At 73.2% G+C, this 17,394-nt stretch carries 14 protein-coding genes; 7 read left to right on the plus strand and 7 right to left on the minus strand.

The window, feature by feature from the left end:
- The first annotated feature begins 30 nt into the window (after positions 1-30).
- Complete coding sequence (locus Voc01_RS09165) at positions 31-396, plus strand: response regulator (protein ID WP_203926878.1); 366 nt, start codon at positions 31-33, stop codon at positions 394-396.
- Entirely contained in the window at positions 393-3,404 is a 3,012-nt protein-coding gene (locus Voc01_RS09170; RefSeq protein WP_239160066.1) for an ATP-binding protein, read from the plus strand. The genes Voc01_RS09165 and Voc01_RS09170 overlap by 4 nt, the downstream gene beginning before the upstream one ends.
- A gap of 4 nt (positions 3,405-3,408) precedes the next feature.
- Here the strand turns inward: Voc01_RS09170 and Voc01_RS09175 are convergent, their stop codons facing one another.
- Both Voc01_RS09175 and Voc01_RS09180 read right to left on the minus strand, forming a co-directional pair.
- Positions 3,409-4,131, minus strand: coding sequence for a hypothetical protein (locus tag Voc01_RS09175; protein ID WP_203926880.1), 723 nt, complete (start codon positions 4,129-4,131; stop codon positions 3,409-3,411).
- Positions 4,132-4,172: 41 nt separating this feature from the next.
- A complete protein-coding gene (locus tag Voc01_RS09180; RefSeq protein WP_203926881.1) occupies positions 4,173-6,092 on the minus strand; it encodes an amylo-alpha-1,6-glucosidase in 1,920 nt (639 codons plus the stop codon).
- Positions 6,093-6,155: 63 nt separating this feature from the next.
- Here Voc01_RS09180 and Voc01_RS09185 point away from each other — a divergent pair, with 63 nt between their 5' ends.
- Positions 6,156-8,507, plus strand: a complete 2,352-nt coding sequence (locus Voc01_RS09185) for a putative bifunctional diguanylate cyclase/phosphodiesterase (RefSeq protein ID WP_203926882.1) — start codon at positions 6,156-6,158, stop codon at positions 8,505-8,507.
- Here the strand turns inward: Voc01_RS09185 and Voc01_RS09190 are convergent.
- Positions 8,429-8,902, minus strand: coding sequence for a response regulator (locus Voc01_RS09190; protein ID WP_203926883.1), 474 nt, complete (start codon positions 8,900-8,902; stop codon positions 8,429-8,431). The two genes, Voc01_RS09185 and Voc01_RS09190, sit on opposite strands and share 79 nt — an antisense overlap.
- Before the next feature lie 150 nt (positions 8,903-9,052).
- On the opposite strand from Voc01_RS09190, the gene Voc01_RS09195 reads away from it, so the two are divergent.
- Positions 9,053-11,008: a SpoIIE family protein phosphatase gene (locus tag Voc01_RS09195; protein ID WP_203926884.1), complete on the plus strand. Its 1,956-nt coding sequence runs from the start codon at positions 9,053-9,055 to the stop codon at positions 11,006-11,008.
- A gap of 80 nt (positions 11,009-11,088) precedes the next feature.
- A complete protein-coding gene (locus Voc01_RS09200; RefSeq protein ID WP_203926885.1) occupies positions 11,089-11,928 on the plus strand; it encodes an SAM-dependent methyltransferase in 840 nt (279 codons plus the stop codon).
- Between the two features lie 3 nt (positions 11,929-11,931).
- Here Voc01_RS09200 and mgrA read toward each other — a convergent pair whose 3' ends face one another.
- From mgrA to Voc01_RS09220, 4 genes are read right to left on the minus strand one after another with little or no spacing between them, the layout of a single operon-like run.
- Positions 11,932-12,957: an L-glyceraldehyde 3-phosphate reductase gene (gene mgrA / locus Voc01_RS09205; protein WP_203926886.1), complete on the minus strand. Its 1,026-nt coding sequence runs from the start codon at positions 12,955-12,957 to the stop codon at positions 11,932-11,934.
- A gap of 21 nt (positions 12,958-12,978) precedes the next feature.
- Positions 12,979-13,533, minus strand: coding sequence for a hypothetical protein (locus tag Voc01_RS09210; protein WP_203926887.1), 555 nt, complete (start codon positions 13,531-13,533; stop codon positions 12,979-12,981).
- A gap of 34 nt (positions 13,534-13,567) precedes the next feature.
- Positions 13,568-14,494 carry an SMP-30/gluconolactonase/LRE family protein gene (locus tag Voc01_RS09215; protein ID WP_203926888.1) on the minus strand — a complete coding sequence of 309 codons (927 nt, stop codon included), beginning with the start codon at positions 14,492-14,494 and terminating at the stop codon, positions 13,568-13,570.
- Positions 14,495-14,518: 24 nt separating this feature from the next.
- Positions 14,519-15,373 (minus strand): NAD-dependent epimerase/dehydratase family protein, encoded by an 855-nt coding sequence (locus Voc01_RS09220; RefSeq protein ID WP_203926889.1) that lies wholly within the window; start codon positions 15,371-15,373, stop codon positions 14,519-14,521.
- 84 nt (positions 15,374-15,457) lie between these two features.
- Here Voc01_RS09220 and Voc01_RS09225 point away from each other — a divergent pair, with 84 nt between their 5' ends.
- Entirely contained in the window at positions 15,458-16,354 is an 897-nt protein-coding gene (locus Voc01_RS09225) for a LysR family transcriptional regulator (protein WP_203926890.1), read from the plus strand.
- A gap of 144 nt (positions 16,355-16,498) precedes the next feature.
- Entirely contained in the window at positions 16,499-17,383 is an 885-nt protein-coding gene (locus tag Voc01_RS09230) for a DUF4132 domain-containing protein (RefSeq protein ID WP_203926891.1), read from the plus strand.
- The last annotated feature ends 11 nt before the right edge of the window (positions 17,384-17,394 follow it).

The raw sequence follows: 17,394 nt of genomic DNA on the forward strand, positions 1-17,394 counted from the left end.
CGTTGCCGATAGGTCTCGCGGGAGGCTGCGATGGCGACGCTACTGGTGGTCGACGACGAGCAGGACATCCGTGACCTCGTGGTGCAGCGGATGGTGCGGGACGGGCACGAGGTGTTCTCGGCCGACAGCGGGCCGTCGGCGCTGGACGTGATCCGCGAGTGCGGACTCCCCGACGCCGCGATCCTCGACGTCGACATGCCCGGCATGGACGGCTTCGACGTGCTGCGCGAGCTGCGACGGATGCGACCCGACCTGCCGGTGCTCCTGCTGACCGTGCTGTGGGGGTCGAAGCTGCAGAACCGGGTGCGCGAGGCCGAGGTGGTCTGCCTCGGCAAGCCTTTCACCGCGGCGCAGCTCGCGACCGGCGTACAGACCCTTCTCGAAGGCGATCCGTGAGCCCGGTCCTGCGCACGCTCGCGTTCACCGCGCTGTACGTCGTCGCGACCGTGGCCGGCCGGCTGACCGTGCTGGACGCCACGAACCTGAGCCTGGTGTGGCCGGCGGCGGGGGTGGCGGCGATCTGGTTCCTCGTGCAGCACGGGTCGGTGTGGCGGGCGCTCGACGCGGCGGCGCTGTCGGTCGTGACCGTCGTCGTCAACTACGTCACCGGCGCGTCGCTGCCGCTGACGGCGTTCTTCGTCGTGGCGAACCTGGTGCAGGCGGAACTGTTCGTCCAGCTGTACCGACGGTGGCTGCCGCACCTGTGGGGCGGTGGCGGCGACCGGACCCTGTCCCGGCTGACCGACCTGTGGCGGATCGTCGGCACGGCGCTGCTCAGCACCACGTGCGGCGCCCTTGTCGGCCCGACCGGCGTCTGGGTCGTCAGCGGCGCCTACTCGTGGTCGGCGACGGCCGTCTGGATGACCCGCAACACCGTGAGCATCATGCTCGTCGGCGTCCTCGGAATCCGGCTCGGTCAGTACCTGTCGGGCCCTCACCGGTCCGGTGTCTGGACCCGCCTGCGCGCCGGCCTCCGCGCCGAGTACCTCGTCGTGGTGGCGTTGTCGTCGGCGACCTACGGCATGGTGTTCGGGTTCCCCCACGACCTGCCGCTGGCGTTCCTGTTGCTCGTGATGACCGTGTGGGCGGGCATCCGGCTGCGCACCGGGTTCGTGATCGCGCACGACGCCGTGTTCGGCACGGTCGCGGTCCTGTTCACGCTGCACGGAACCGGACCGTTCGCGGCGATCCCGAGCAACGCCGCGCGCGCCCTCGTCGCCCAGCTGTTCGTCGGCATCATCGCCGTCGTCGGGCTCACCCTGGCCCTCGGCCGCGACGAGCGCGACGAGCTGATCGGCGTGCTGCGCGGTGCCCAGGAGGCCGCCACCGGCCAGGCGCGCCTCATGAGCACCATCGTCGACTCGATGAGCGACGGGCTCACCGTGGTCGACGGGCAGGGCCGGCTGCTGCTGAGCAACCCGGCGGTCCGCGACCTCCTCGGCACCGGGAAACCGGGCTCCTCCGGGCTGTGCCACCTCGACGGCACCCCGGTCGACCCGGCCGACATGCCGCACCGCCGGGCGCTCGCGGGCGAGGACGTGCGCGACCTCGACGTGCTCGTGCGCGACAGCGACGTGCCCGACGGCCGCATCCTGCGCATCAGCTCGACCGCGCTGCCCGGCGAGCGCGACGGGCACCGGTACGCGGTCACGGTGTTCCACGACGTCACCGCCGAGCGGCGGCACCGCGACGAGCTCGCCTCGTTCGCCGGGGTGGTCGCGCACGACCTGCTCAACCCGCTGACCACGGTGGAGGGCTGGGCCGAGGCGGTCGCCGAGCTGTTCGAGGACGCGCCGGTGACGCCGCTGACCACCGAGGCGGCCGGCGGGCTGACGCGCATCAGGCGCGCCGCCACGCACATGCGCAACCTCATCAACGACCTCCTCGCGTACACCACCGCCCGCGACGCGACCATCGCCGCGGAGCCGGTACGCCTCGACCGCGTGCTCGACGACATCGCCACCGCGCGCATCGACCAGGCGCAGAGCAACGACAGGCCGGTGCCCGTCTTCGACCTCCGCGCCGACGTCGTGGTGCACGCCGACCCGGTGCTGCTGCGCCAGCTGCTCGACAACCTCATCAGCAACTCCATCAAGTACACCGGGCCCGACGTCGAGCCGCGGATCAGCGTCGTCTGCGAGCCGGTCGACGGCCGGGTGGCCGTGCACATCAGCGACAACGGCATCGGCATCCCGACCGGCCAGCACGAGAGCATCTTCGACAACTTCCACCGGGCGCACCGCTCGGGCGGCTACGCGGGCACCGGCCTCGGGCTCGGCATCTGCAAGCGCATCGTCGAGCGGCACGGCGGCACGATCGTCGCCACCGACAACCCGTCGGGCACGGGGTCGCGGTTCACGTTCACCCTGCCGGCCGAGGGCGGCACCATCCTGGAAGCCACGCAGGCCGAACCGGTCCAGCGCGCCGTCACCCGGCCCGCGGTCGCCCCCCGCATCACGCTGGAGCCGGCCGGACCCGCCGAGCCGCCCGAACCGGCCGTGCCGGTCGCCGCGCCGGGCGGCGTGCCGGCGGTGCCGGCCGAACGCTTCGACCACGCCGCCCGCCTGGTGCTGGACTACCTGCACCGGCACATGCCGTTGGCGTTCTGGGCCGTCACACGGGTCGAGAACGGCCGGCAGACCTACCTGTACCTCGACGCCGACAACGGGTACGGCCTGCACCAGGGCGGCAGCCATCCGTGGGAGGACAGCTTATGCGTCCACATGGCCGCCGGCCGCGCGCCGACGGTCGCGCTGGACGCGCAGTCCGTGCCCGAGTACGCCCGTGCCGGCGTCAACGACCTGATCACGATCGGCACCTACGCGGGTGCGGTCATCAGCGACACCGACGGATCGCTGTTCGGGGCGATCTGCGGCCTCGACCCGCAGGCCCGCACCGGTGACCCGCGCATGGCGGCCGCCGAGTCGCAGCTGGCGCTGCTCGGGCAGCTGCTCACCGCGGTGCTGGCCGCCGACCGCGCGGCCGACGACGCGCGGCACGACCTGCTGGTGGAGCGGTTGGCGGCGGCCGAGACCGACTGGCTCACCGGCCTGCCCAACGCCCGGGCCTGGGACCGCCTCCTCGAGGAGGCGGTGACCCGGTACGACCGGCTGGCCGACCCGACGACCGTCCTGTGGCTCGACGTGCAGCCACAGTCCACAGTGGACAAGATTCGGCCACCCGACGCCTACCGCCTCGCCGCGGCGGCCGCCGCCCGGCGTGCTCTGCGCGACCGGGACGTCCTCGCCCGCATCGACGACGACCGCTTCGGCATCCTGCTCCACTGCACCGCGTCGGACGCGAGGACCATCGCCGCGCGGCTGCGCATCGAACTCGAGACGGCGGGCGTGGTGGGCATCATCGAGACGCACCACTGGCAGCTCACGCCGGCGATGGCGCCCTGACCGGTCACTCGACCGGAAGCGGGCCCTGGCAGAGGGTGCCCCCGTCGTCGCACATCGACAGCCACTCGGACACCTGGACCTCGTCGGGGTCGAACGGGATCGTCCACTGTCGACCGTCCGATGTGGACAGTTCGACGGCGCCGTCGCCGAAGCGCACCGACCCGACGCGCGGCCCCCCGTCGCCGAGGGGGTGGTGGAGCACCGCGAGGAAGTCGCTGCGCCGGCTCCACAGGCCCGCGCGGGACTCGACGTGGTACTCCTCGTACCAGAAGTCGGCGTCGCCGTCGCCGCGGTGGACGGTGGTGACCACCTCGAACCGCCCGTCCGGCGACGTCGCCGCGACGGCCTCGGAGGTCTGCCGGAAGCCCGGTTCGGCGTCGGAGTACAGGTGACGGTTGACCACCACGACGCCGGCGACGAGCAGCGACAGCGAGACGACCACCGTCGACAGCGACAGGGCCAGCGGGCGGCGCAGGCCGACCAGCATCGCCGCCACGGCGAGGGCGGCCGCGGCCGCGTGGATCGCGAGGGTCACGGTCTCGTTTGACAGCGGCTCCAGCACGAGCAGCCGCGTCGGGTTAAGCCAGGCCGCCTGGACCAACGCCCATCCGACGACCAGCACCGCCGCCAGCGCGCACCCGGCGCGGCGGCGCCCGCGGCGCTCGTGCATGACCGCGTTCATCAGTGCCCGCGCGAGGCGGGTCAGTGTCTCCTTGGCTTCCAGCACGCGGCCATCGTAGGTAGTGGATGAAAGCCCCACGGCCGGCTTCACGGGATCTTCACCGCATCCGCCCGTCCCCACCGTCCCGGGACGTCGCGCAGGCCCAGCCGGCCGGAGGGGACGTACGGGTCCACGGTGAGCCGGTCGCCGTCGGGCTCCAGGCCGAGGAGGGCGCGCAGCAACAGCAGCGGTGTGCCGGCCGCCCACGCCTGCGGCGAGCACGCGGTCGGGTACGCGACCGGCGCACCGCCGCGGTCGGTGCCGACGAACACCTCCGGCAGCCGGAAGTCGAAGAACGGCGCCGCCTCCAGCAACGCCGTCGCGACGCGTGCGGCCTCGGCCCGCCGGCCGTAGCGGGTCAGCCCGGCCACGACGAGCGCGGTGTCGTGCGGCCACACGGTCCCACGGTGGTAGCCCATCGGGTTGTACGGGCGCTGGCCCGCCGCGAGCGTGCGGATGCCCCAGCCGGAGAACAGGTCCGGGCCGAGCAGGTGCCCGACCACCGCGTCGACGTGCTCGTCGGGCACGATCCCGCTCCACAGCAGGTGCCCGATGTTCGACGTGAGCGTCGCGACGGGCGCGTCGTCGCCGTCGAGGGCCAGCGCGTAGAAGCCCCTGTCGGGCAACCAGAACCGGTCGAGGAAGCGCTCGCGCAGCGCCCGCGCGCGGGTCTCCAGCGACCGGGCCAGCTCCTCGTCGTCCCAGCACGAGCGCGCCAACCGCGCGGACCGCACCAACGCGTCGTAGGCGTAGCCCTGGATCTCGCAGGTCGCGTGCGGCAGCGGCGCGACCCGGCCGTCGGGGTGCACGATCGCGTCGGGCGAGTCCTTCCAGCACTGCACGGGCAGGCCGCTCACCGGGTTGCGCGAGTCGTACGTCACGAAGTCCCTGTCGAGCCAGGCGAGCGCGGCCCGGGCGGCACCCTCCAGGTCGCGCACGGTGGCCGCGTCGCCGGTCCAGCGTTCGTACTCGTCGAGCACGACGAGGAACAGCGGGGTGGCGTCGGCCGAGCCGTAGTACGGCGAGTGCGGCCGATCGCCCACGTGGGTCAGCTCGCCGTGGCGCAGCTCGTGGGCGATCTTCCCGGGCTCGGCGTCGCGGAACGGGTCGTCGGTGGTGGCCTGGCACGCGGCGAGCGCGCGCAGCGTGCCGCGGCACAGGTCGGGCGCGAACGGCAGCGCCTGGTAGCTGGTGATGAGGCTGTCGCGGCCGAACAACGCCATGAACCACGGCAGGCCCGCGGCCGGTGCGGCGCCGTCGGGGTCGAGGTCGGGCAACGGGACGAACGTGAGCGCGGCCAGGTCGGCGACGCTGGTCCGGTACGTCCGCTCGAGGTCGGGACTGTCCGTGTCGAGCCGGGGCGCGCCGGTCAGCGGGGCGGGCCGGCGCACCGCCGGCGACGGACCGACCTCGACCCGCACCTCCCCGGTCCACTCCCCCGTCGGCTCCAGCGGCACGCGGAACGTCAGTGACCGCGCGGTGAGGAACGCGCCGGGCGCGCGCACCACGGTCTCCCGGTGGAAGTCCGCCCGCCGGTAGCTCAGCACCACCCGGTCCCCGTCCACTGTGGACGTCAACCGGCCCGCCTTGCGGAGCTGGTCCTTCACCTCGAACAGGTCGGCGAAGTCGGCCTCGAACAGCACCGACAGCTCCACCGTCACCGCCGCGTCGCCGTGGTTGGCCAGCCGGAGGCTCTCCCGCAGCCCGCCGGCGACGACCCGGTCGCGGGTCAGTGACAGCGTCGGGTCGCGGTAGACGGTCCCGGTGGGCTCCACGAGCGTGAACGACGCGGGGTCGGCGCTGTTCAGCGCGACCAGGGGACGGCCGTCGAGGCGCACCTCCCACCGCGACAGGTGCCGCGTGTCGCGGTGGAACAGCCCGGTGGGGTGGTCCCGGTCGGGCGTGATGTCGCCACTGCCGTCACTGACGACGAACGTCGTCCCGTCGAAGACACCTGTTCCCGTCACCGCCGGAATCCCTTCAGATCCGCTCCGCGCCTCCGATGGACGCAGGACTGCGAGGAGACTCCCATGGGCGCACGGCTGCGCGGCGACGCGGCGCTGGTCGGCAACGGCCTGCTGCTGGTCGCCTGCTTCGCGTGGACCGCGTACGGGCTGGCCGCGGTGCCCGCCCACCCGGTCCTCGGCTGGCTGCCGCTGCCGGTGATGACGGTGCTGGCCGCGTCGGGCTGCTGGCGCGTCACCCGCGTACCGACCCTCGACGCGCCCACGAGGCGGTTCTGGCTGTACCTCGCCTGCGCCTGCGCGCTGCTCACCGTCGGCGTCATCAGCAACACGGTCGACGCCCTCACCGGCCCGGAGCCGAGCCAGGTGATCGGCATGCGCACGCTGGGCTGCTACCTGGCCACCGTCGGGGTGGTGCTGTGGGCACTGCTGCGCCTGCCGACCTGGCAGCGCTCGCGCAGCGACTGGGTGCGCTTCGGCCTCGACGCGTGCGTCATCCTCATCACCACCGGCGTCTTCGTGTGGCACTTCTCCGTCCGCCGGCTCGGCGACTGGGAGTCGCAGACCGGGTCGGCGGTTCCGGTTCTGGTGATGGCCCTCGTGGCTGCGGTGTCGATGGTGACGTTCGTGAAGGTCGCGTTCTCCGGCGCCGGCCAGCTCGACCGGCGGGCGCTGCGGATGCTCGGTGCCGCCGCGGCCACGGCCACGGGGCTGGGCGCCACGACGCCGTTCCTCCTGGCCTACCCGCACCTGTCGGCGACGCTCACGAGTGTCGCGGTCGCCACGTTCGGGGTCCACCTGGCCGCCACGGTGCAGTCACGGGCGGGCGCCGACCCGGTTCCGCGGTCGCCCAGCCGCACGATCAGCGTCCTGCCGTACCTGGCGGTCGCCGCCACCGACGCGCTGCTCCTGCTGGTCGTCTTCCGCGACCCCGGTGAGACGCGGCTGGTCGCGAGCTGCGTGGTCAGCCTCACCGTCCTGGTCGCGCTGCGGCAGGTCGTCGCGTTGCGCGACAACAACCGGCTGCTGAACACCGTCGACGCGAACCTCGCGCAGCTGCGCGGGTACCAGGAGCAGCTGTCGCACCAGGCGACCCACGACCCGCTGACCGGCATCGCCAACCGGGCCCTGTTCGAGCGGACCGTCGCCGGCCTGGTCGCCGACCGTACGCCGTTCCACATGGCCCTGCTCGACCTCGACGACTTCAAGATGGTCAACGACCGGCTCGGCCACGGCATGGGCGACCTGCTGATCACCACCGTGAGCCAGCGGCTGGTCGACCACGTGCGGCCGCGCGACACCGTCGCGCGCCTCGGCGGTGACGAGTTCGTCGTGCTGCTGCCCGACGCCCACCCGGACACCGTCACGGGTCTGCTCACCGACCTGGTGACGGCCGTCGAGCGCCCCGTCGACCTCGGCGGGCACGAGGTCGCGACGCACGTGAGCATCGGCGTGACCGCGAGCCACGACGACGACCGGCCGGAGGAGCTGCTGCGCCGGGCCGACGTGGCGATGTACGCGGCGAAGGGGTCCGGCGGCAACGGCTGGACCTGGTACGACCCGGAGATGGACCGGCAGGCCGACGCCGAGCTGCGGCTGACCGCCGAGCTGCACCAGGCCGCGGCGCGCGACGAGCTGTTCCTGGTCTACCAGCCGATCGTGGAGCTGCCCGACGGGCGGCCGACCGGGGTGGAGGCCCTCCTGCGCTGGCGGCATCCGCGCCACGGCCTCGTGCCGCCGGACGTCTTCATCCCGCTCGCCGAACGCACCGGCGCCATCGTCGAGATCGGCCGCTGGGTGCTCACCGAGGCGTGCCGGCAGGCGGCGGCCTGGCAGCGCGGTGGCGGGATCAGCCGGGTGAGCATCAACATGTCGGCCCGCCAGCTCAGCCAGCCCGGCATCGTCGCCGAGATCGCCGGCATCGTCGAGCGCACCGGCGTCGACCCGACGGGGCTCATGATCGAGGTGACCGAGACGGCGGTGCTCGCGGTGGACTCGGCCGTCGACGCGCTGCGTGACCTGCGCGCGCTCGGCCTGACGGTCGCGCTGGACGACTTCGGTACCGGCAACTCGTCGCTGAGCCTGCTGGTGAACTGCCCGGTGGACGTGCTCAAGGTCGACAAGTCGTTCGTCAGCGGCGTCACGTCGGCGACCGCGCAGGCGGTGATCGTCGACGGGCTCATCGACATCACCAACCGGCTACGGATCAGGGCCGTCGCCGAGGGCGTGGAGACCGCGTCACAGGCCGTCCGGCTGCACGCCGCCGGGTACCGGTACGCGCAGGGCTTCCACTTCGCCCGTCCGATGCCGGCGCCGCTCGTGGACAGCTGGCTCGCCGATCAGCGCCTGACGGGCAGCGCCGCCGAGATGCGCGAGATCAGCTCGTCGGTGCTCACCGGCTCGACGATCACGTCGTGAGCCGCGAGGCCGGCCAGGCGCGACACCGGGCTGCCGGGCGCCGCCGACCCGTAGCAGATGATCGGCAGGTCGCGCAGCCACTGGCGCACGCGCACCTGCGTGATCAGCTCCATCATCGCCGGGTCGGGGAGCGCCGCGTCGATCAGCACGAAGTCGAGCCGCACGTCACCGAGCACCGCCACGGCGGCGGGCAGGTTCGTGGTCGCGATCATGTTGAAGTGCGGGTCGAGCCGCCGGCTCAGCCGGTCGCCGTCGAGGTCTCCCACCACCAGTAGCGCGACCGGGCGACGCGACCCTGACGCCGGGCGCGCCGCCGTACCCGTGCGGCCGCCGCGCTCGGTCACCGTTCGCTGGACGGACGTACCCCGTAACCGGCCGTCTGCAGCACCAGTCATGGAGCCGAGTCTCCCCGCCTATTACTGCACTGTCCATGACATCAGTGAAATGTCCCGGTCTGTCCGGTCACCCGGACGGGGTCGTCCATCTGGATCCGTAGTTATCCGATAACGTCATGCCATCAAGCGCCGCGAGGTTGGAGGTCGACGATGACCGCGACAGGCGCGACCGGATCGACTTCCCCCGATGATCCGCGGTTCGCGGAGCTGCTGCGCCTCGCCGGTGACCCCGCCGCGATCGTGGAGGCGTTCGAACGCGTGCCCGCGGTCATCGTCTACTTCGAGGGCCCCGACCTCATCGTCCGGGCCGCCAACGCCGCCACCCGCGAGCTGTACAAGCGCCAGGACGTGATCGGCCTGCCGCTGCGGGAGGCGACACCGGTCCTCGGCGGGCAGGAGCTCTACGAGCTGCTCGAGAAGGTCTACGCCGAGCAGCGGCTGTACTCCGCCATCGAGTGGCGCATGATGTTCGACCCGCACGACCCCGACAACGAGGTCGTCATGACCTTCACGCTGATACCGGTGCGCAACCCCGACGGCAGCCCGCGCGGGCTGGTGGCGCACTCGGTCGACGTGTCGGCGGAGGTGCAGGAGCGCCGGGCGGCGCAGGAGCGCATCGCCGGCGCGGAGCAGAAGCTCGAGGCCGCCCAGCAGGTGCTGTTCACGCTGCAGCGGCACCTGCTGCCCGACTCGGTGCCGGTGCTGCCGCAGGTGCGGCTCGCCGCCCACTACCTCGTCGCCGAGGCCGAACTGCAGGCCGGCGGCGACTGGTTCGACGCGGTGCCGCTCGGCGGGGGCCGGGTCGCGCTCGTGGTCGGCGACGTCGTCGGGCACGGCGCCGAGGCGGCCGCGGCGATGGCCCGGCTGCAGACGGTCCTGCACGAGGCGCTGCAGCGGCCCGACACCGACATCGCCGACGCCGTGCGGTGGCTCGACGCGTCGGCGGCCCGCACGCCGGCCACCCGCGCGGCCACGGTGTGCATCGCGGTGCTCGACCCCGGAGCGGGCACGATCGAGTACGTCTGCCGCGCCCATCCCCCGCCGCTGGTCTGCCACCCCGACGGGCGTACCGAGTACCTGCCGCACACGCACGGCGGTCCGCTCGGCGTCCGCGGGGTCTCGGCGGCACCCATCACCCGCAAGGTCGACCCCGGCGACGCCGTCATCCTCTACACCGACGGCCTGATCGAACGTCCGGGCGAGACCGTCCGCGACGGCCTCGACCGGCTCGCGCGGGTCGCCGCCGCCGCGGTCACCGGCGGGGGACGCACGACGCCGCGCATGCTCCCCGACCGCCTCACGACGCTCGCCGTCGAACGCATCACCCGGTGGGGCATCCACGACGACGTCACGGTGCTCGCCGCGCACCTGCTGCGCGAGCCGGTCTCGCCGCTGGTGCTCGACGTCCGGGCCGACGCGGCCGAGCTGGCCGGGCTGCGCGAGGCGGTCGCCGACTGGCTCGAGCCGCTCGGTGTGCGGCCCACCGACGCGCTCGGCGTGATGCTCGCGGTCTGCGAGGCGGCCACCAACGTGGTCGAGCACGCCTACGTCGACCGGTTGCCGGGGCGCATCGGCGTCGTCGCCGACCTCGACGGCAACGGCGCGGTCCGGCTCACCGTCGACGACGACGGCACCTGGCGCGCGCCGGGCGGCGGACCGGGCGGCCGCGGCATCAGCCTGATGCGCGCGGTCTGCGACGAGGTGGTCATCGACAGCGGCGACGCCGGGACCTCGGTCGCGATGACCGTCCACCCGCGACACTCCACAGTGGTCGGTCGCGACGACGACGGCGTGTCGTCACCGGTACCGGAGCAGCGCGCCGAGTTCCGCACCGAGGTCACCGACGAACCCGGCGACCGTCCGCGGGTCACCGTGCACGGACCGGTCGACGCCACCACGACCCCGTTGCTGCAGGCGGCGGTGCAGCGCTACGAGGCGCGGTCCCTGGTGGTCGACCTGAGCCCGGTGACGATGCTCGCCAGCGCCGGCGTGCAGTTCCTCTACCGGCTCACCGAGGACCACCCGGTCGAGCTCCACGCACCGGCGGGCTGCCCGGCCCGCTACGTCCTCGACCTCACCGACCTCGGGTCGCGCGTGCTGCCCTGACGTCCTTCATCACAGTGAGTAATGGAACTCTCTCGCTGGACTCATGGCAACAGCGGTCGTTCAGGGGGATTATTCGACGCATGCCAGAATTCCCGCCACAGGCGGTAGGCGGCGGCGCAAAGCGGACCGCGATCGACACGTCCGTGGCCCACCCCGCCCGCCGGTACAACTACTGGCTGGGCGGCAAGGACCACTTCGCGGCCGACCGGGCCTCCGGCGACGAGATGGCGGCGGTGTTCCCGACCATCCGGGAGACCGCGGTCGAGAACCGCCGCTTCCTGCAGCGGGCCACCCGGTTCCTCACCGCCGAGTGCGGCATCCGCCAGTTCCTCGACATCGGAACCGGCCTGCCCACGGCCGACAACACCCACGAGGTGGCCCAGCGCATCGCGCCCGACGCGCGCGTCGTGTACGTCGACAACGACCCGATGGTGATGGTCCACGCGCGGGCGCTGCTCACCAGCACCCCCCAGGGCCGCACCGCCTACCTGGAGGACGACCTGCGGCAGCCCAGGTCGATCCTGGCCAGCGCCGACCTGCACGAGACCCTCGACCTGAACCGGCCGGTGGGCCTGATGCTCGTGGCGGTGCTCCACTTCGTGCAGGGCGAGGGCGCCGCCCTGCCGATCGTCCGGACCCTGCTCGACGCGCTGGCGCCGGGCAGCTACCTGGTGGCCACCAACGCCACCTACGACCTGCCGGAGCCCGAGGTGGTGGAGCGCTGGAAGAAGCTGGTCGAGGCCGGCAAGGTCGACATCTGGTCGCGCCCGCGGGAGGAGTTCGCCGCCCTCTTCGACGGCCTCGAACTGGTGGAGCCCGGCGTGGTCCCGGTCAGCCAGTGGCGCGACGACGACGAGCCCCGCCCCCGCCCCGACCCGGCCGACATCGCCATGTTCGCCGCCGTGGCCCGCAAGCCGTAGCCGTCAGGCGTCGGAGGACCTCGCCCACAGGTTGATGTCGGCCTCGGTCGCGTAGCGGTCGATCTCGGCCAGCTCCTCGGCCGAGAAGGTCGGGTTCGACAGCGACGCCACGTTGTTCTCCAGCTGGGCCACGCTGGAGGCACCGATCAGCGTCGAGGTCATCCGGGGGTCGCGCAGCGACCAGGCCAGCGCGAGCTGGGCCAGCGACTGGCCGCGCCGCGAGGCGATCCCGTTCAACGCGCGCACCTTGGCGAGCGTCTGGTCGGTGAGCTGGTCCGGCGACAGGGAGCTGTCCCGGGACGCCCGCGACCCCTCCGGGACCCCGTCCAGGTAGCGGTCGGTCAGCACGCCCTGGGCGAGCGGGGAGAACCCGATGCAGCCGACGCCCTCCTCCTCCAGGGCGTCGAGCAGCCCGTCCTCGATCCAGCGGTTGAGCATCGAGTAGGAGGGCTGGTGGATCAGCAGCGGCGTGCCCATCCCGCGCAGGATCGCCGCCGCCTCGCGGGTCCGTTCCGGCGAGTACGACGAGATGCCGACGTACAGGGCCTTGCCCTGGCGTACGGCGCTGTCGAGCGCGCCCATCGTCTCCTCGAGCGGGGTGTCCGGGTCGAAGCGGTGCGAGTAGAAGATGTCGACGTAGTCCAGCCCCAGGCGGGCGAGGCTCTGGTCGAGGCTGGCGAGCAGGTACTTGCGCGAGCCCCACTGGCCGTACGGGCCGGGCCACATGTCGTAGCCGGCCTTGGTGGAGACGACCAGCTCGTCGCGGTAGGCGCGGAAGTCGCGGGCCAGGACGCGGCCGGCGTTCTCCTCGGCCGAGCCGTACGGCGGGCCGTAGTTGTTGGCCAGGTCGAAGTGGGTCACCCCGAGGTCGAACGCCCGGTGCAGGATCGCCGCCTGGGTGTCGAGCGGCCGGTCGTGCCCGAAGTTGTGCCACAGTCCGAGCGACACCGCCGGCAGCAGCAGACCGCTGCGCCCGGTGCGCCGGTACTGCATGGAGCCGTAGCGGGCCGGGTCAGGTGTGTACGCCATGGCCCGATCATGCCTCACCGGTCAGCCGCGCCGTTCGAGCTCGGTGAGGCAGGCGCGCAGCTGGTCGTGGTGCGACCGGAGCCGGTGCAGGGCGAGGGCCTGCGTGAAGTACGAGATCGCGCGGTCGCGGGTCCACGGGTCGTGGTCTCCGCAGGTGAAGATCAGGTCCACGCAGGCGTCGACCGGACCCTCGCCGACCTCCAGGATCTCGGCGTACACCGGCAGCCCGCGGGCGATCTCGGCCATGCAGTCGGCCTCGCTGACGATCCCGTAGGCGTCCGGTTCGAGGTCGCTCACCCGGGCGTGCGCGATGTCGGTCAGGATGTCCAGGGCCTCGTCGCGGCCGGGTGAGGCGCCGGTCCAGATCCCGTGGACCAGCGCGGCCGCGATCGCCGGTGACACGTCGGCCAGCAGCCCGTCGTCGGCGGCGCAGTGCCGGATGTACTCGGCGTGGTGCCGCACCGCGTCCGCGTCGGTCGCGGCGAACAGGTGGCGCAGGGCGCGCGGCAGGTGCTCGGTGGCGGCGCCGCGGCCGGTGAACGCCGCCCAGTCGTGCCGTGCCAGTTCGAGTTCCATGACCGTCACTGTGCCCGGACACCGGCACGTACGGCTACCGCCGCACCGGGAGATGCGGTGGACCGGTCACCCCCAGGACCACAGAGTAGAGCGCGGTGTCCGCCGCGATGAACATCCGGTTGCGCTTGGCCCCGCCGAACCGGATGTTCGCCACGATCTCCGGGACGAGGATCCGGCCGAGCAGCGTGCCGTCGGGGTCGTAGCAGTGCACGCCGCCGCCCATCGCGGCGGCCCAGAGGCGTCCGCCGTCGTCGAACCGGATGTTGTCGAAGGTGCCGCCGACGCACGCCGCGAAGATCTCCCCGTCGTCGGTGACGGCGCCGTCGTCGTCGACGTCGAGCACGCGGATGTGGTTGGCGCGGCTGTCGGAGACGTACAGCCGGCGCTCGTCGAGGGAGAAGACGAGCCCGTTCGGGCCGAGGAACCCGTCGGCGGCGAGCGTGACCTCACCGGTCGACGGGTCGACCCGGTAGACGTTGCAGGCGCCGATCTCGCTGTCGGCCCGGTGGCCCTCGTAGTCGCTGGTGATCCCGAAGTCGGGGTCGGAGAACCAGATCGAACCGTCGGACCGCACCGTCGCGTCGTTCGGGCTGTTCAGCCGCTTGCCCCGGTACCGGTCGGCGATCACGGTGACCGAGCCGTCGTGCTCGGTGCGGGTCACGCGCCGGTTGCCCTGTTCGCACGTGACCAGGCGGCCCTGCGCGTCGAGCGTGTTCCCGTTGGGGTGACCGGCGGGTGAGCGGAACACGCCGACCGAGCCGGTCGTCTCGTCCCATCGCAGCAGCCGGTCGTTGGGGATGTCGCTCCACACCAGGTACCGGCCGGCCGGCACGTACACCGGTCCCTCGGCCCAGCGGGTGCCGTCGTACAGCAGCTCCAGCTTCGAATCGCCGGACGCGCACTTCCCGGTGCGGAACCGGTCGTCGAGCGTCTCGTACAGGTGCGGATGGTGGCCCGGCATACCGGCCACCGTACGCGCAGAGAGCTACGCCGCCGGGTACCCGCCGGCCGCGAGCTCCTCGACCAGCGTCGGGCGGCTGGGCTTCCAGCTCAGCTCCGCACGTGCCTTCGCGCCGCTGGCCCGCTGGTCGAGCAGCAGCGCCGCGCCGAACGCGCCGAGCCGGGCCACGGTGTCGGCGGGGTCCTCCGCGACGACGTGCCCGCCGTGTCCGAGCCGGCGGCTGGCCGCCTCGCCGAGCTGCCGTGTGGTCGGGTTGTCGCCGCTGACGCCGAGGTACCGCTCGCCCGCCATCCCGTGGTCGAGCGCCGCAACGTACAGGTCGGCGAGGTCGTCGACGTGCACGGTCGCCCAGTGCTGCGTCCCCGGTCCGATGAGCACGGGAGCGGAACCGACGACCAGCGCGGGGATGCCGCGGCCGCGGCCGAACACGACGCCGGGCTCGACCAGCATCGACCGGATTCCGGTGGCGGCCAGCGCCCGCGCGTCGAGCGGCACGCGCCACGCCACCAGGTCGGGCGGCGCGAGCGGCGAGTCCTCGGTGAGGTCGGCGCCGGAGCCGTGCACCCAGATGCCGCCGGTGCGGATGAACGTCGCGCCGGGCCGCAGCCCGTCGAGCACGGCGTCGACGAAGTCGGTGTCGGCGGCGGCGCTCGTCGCGTCGCCGGGAGAGGCCGTCGCGATCACGGCGTCGGCGTCCGCGGCCAGGGCGCGCACCGTCGCGCGGTCGCGCATGTCGCCGCGATGCGGGTGGACCCGCGTGAGCGGCGCGACCCGCGCGGGATCGCGCACCAGCGCGGTGACGTGGTGACCGGCGGCCACCAGCGCGGAGAGGACGCCGGACCCGATGAAACCGGTCGCACCGGTGAGGAGGATCTTCATGCCCCACAGCCTCGCCGGGCCGGGCGTTCGTGGGAAACGAATACTTCCGATCCTCCCTATCGTCGTCGGCGATAGGATCGTCGGGTGGAACAGCGCCAGCTGCAGTTCTTCGTCGCGGTGGCCGAGGAGCTCAACTTCACCCGGGCCGCCCGGCGAACGCACGCCGTGCAGTCGACGGTGTCCGCCAGCATCCGGGCGCTGGAGAAGACGCTCGGCACGCCGCTGTTCGAGCGCAGCACCACGCGGGTCGCGCTCACCGAGGCCGGCCGCGCGCTGCTGCCGGAGGCGCGCCGCGCCCTCGACCAGCTCGACCAGGCCCGCGCGGCCGTCGACAGCCTGCGCGCCGGCGTCACCGGCAGCCTGCGGGTGGGCACACTGGCGGGTCTCACCGCCGTCGACCTGCCGGCGCTGGTCGGCGACTTCCGCCGGCGCCACCCGGGCGTGCACCTCGGCCTGCGGGTCGACGCCGCCGGCAGCGAGGGGCTGCTGCGCGGGCTGCGCGAGCACACCCTCGACGTCGCGTTCGTCGGGCTGGAGACGCCCACCGTCCCCGACCTGCGGGTCGAGCCCATCGCGACGTTCCAGCCGCGGCTGCTCGTCCCCGCCGACCATCCGCTCGCCGGCGGCGGTCCGGTGAGCCCGGCCGCGCTGGCCGACGAGGCGTTCGTCGACCTGCCACCCGGCTTCTGCGCGCGCACCCGCACCGACAACGACTTCCGCCGGGCCGGTGTCAGCCGCACCATCGCCGTCGAGGTCAGCGACCTCACGACGGTGCCCGGCTACGTCGCGTCGGGCATCGGACTGGCGCTCGTCCCGCCGCTGTCCACAGAGGACGTTGCGGCGGTGGCCGCGGTGGACCTGGACCCTCCGGCCTCCACCTGGACCCTGGCCGTCGCCCGGCTCGACGCGCCACCGACCCGGGCCACCCGGGCCTTCCTCGACCTCGTCGACAGCCACGTCTCCCACCGCGACCGCTACTGACACCCGCGGCCGTGTGGCGGCCGTGTGGTCACCGGGGGCCGGAAGTGTCGCATCGCACCGTTAGGGTCGGCGTCGTTCGCGCGGCCCGCTCGCAGGGTTCCGGCGCGGCCTCTGGCATTCCCCAACTGCTGGAAAGGGACCCGCATGGGATGGTTGTCGGCCGTCGAGGGCTACGAGGTGGCGCTCGTCGGGGGGAAGGTGGCCAGCCGCCGCGTGGGTGGCCGTCCGTTGAAGACGGTGCCGAAGCCGGTCCGGGAGCACGACACGACCCTGGGGCTGGTGCAGACCCAGGAGTGGCTGGCCCGGCACGACCTCGCCTGCCGGGCCGAGGTCGAGAAGTGGCTGATCCGCTCGCTGCCCGTGCCGGTCGCCGTCCTCACCGCCGTGTGGCCCGACCCGTCGTGGCGGGCCCCGCTCACCGACGTCATCGTCGCGCCCATCGACGACAGTTCCGGCGATGGGGGAGCCTGGCAGCTCGACGACGCCGGTTTCCTGCGCGACGCCGACCCGGCCCGCGGCCTCGGCGTGGTGAACCTCGACGGCGACTCGATGTGGCTCGACCCGCGGCGGGTGGCGCTGCCGCACCCGGTGGTGCTGGAGGAGCTCGACGACCTGCGTGAGTTCGCCACCGAGCTGGGGCTGTCGCAGGGCACGCCGCAGCTGCACCGCGAGGTCTGGGTGAAGCCGGCCGGAAAGGAGGCCCGCGACGCCGAGCTGTCCCGGTACGCCGGCGGCCGGTACGAGGAGCTGCGCCACCTCACCGCGCGGGCGGGCACGCTCGGCTACCGCGTGCGCGGCGGGTCGGCCGTCTGCCAGGTGTGGGAACGCGGCGGCCAGGTGGTCGCGAGCGTGTGGCTCGGCGACTACGACCCGTGGTCGGAGACCGAGACCGGTCCGCTCGAGTTCACCACCGCGGCCGGCGGGGCGCTGCCGCTCGACGACGTCGGCCCCGTCGCGTGGTCCGAGGGCATGCGGATGGCCGCGGCCCTGTACGCCGGCCGGAGCCTGAGCCAGGAGGAGCAGTCGTGACCAGCTCGGAG

The sequence above is a fragment of the Virgisporangium ochraceum genome, from assembly GCF_016863655.1.
GTDB classification, from domain to species: Bacteria; Actinomycetota; Actinomycetes; order Mycobacteriales; family Micromonosporaceae; genus Virgisporangium; species Virgisporangium ochraceum.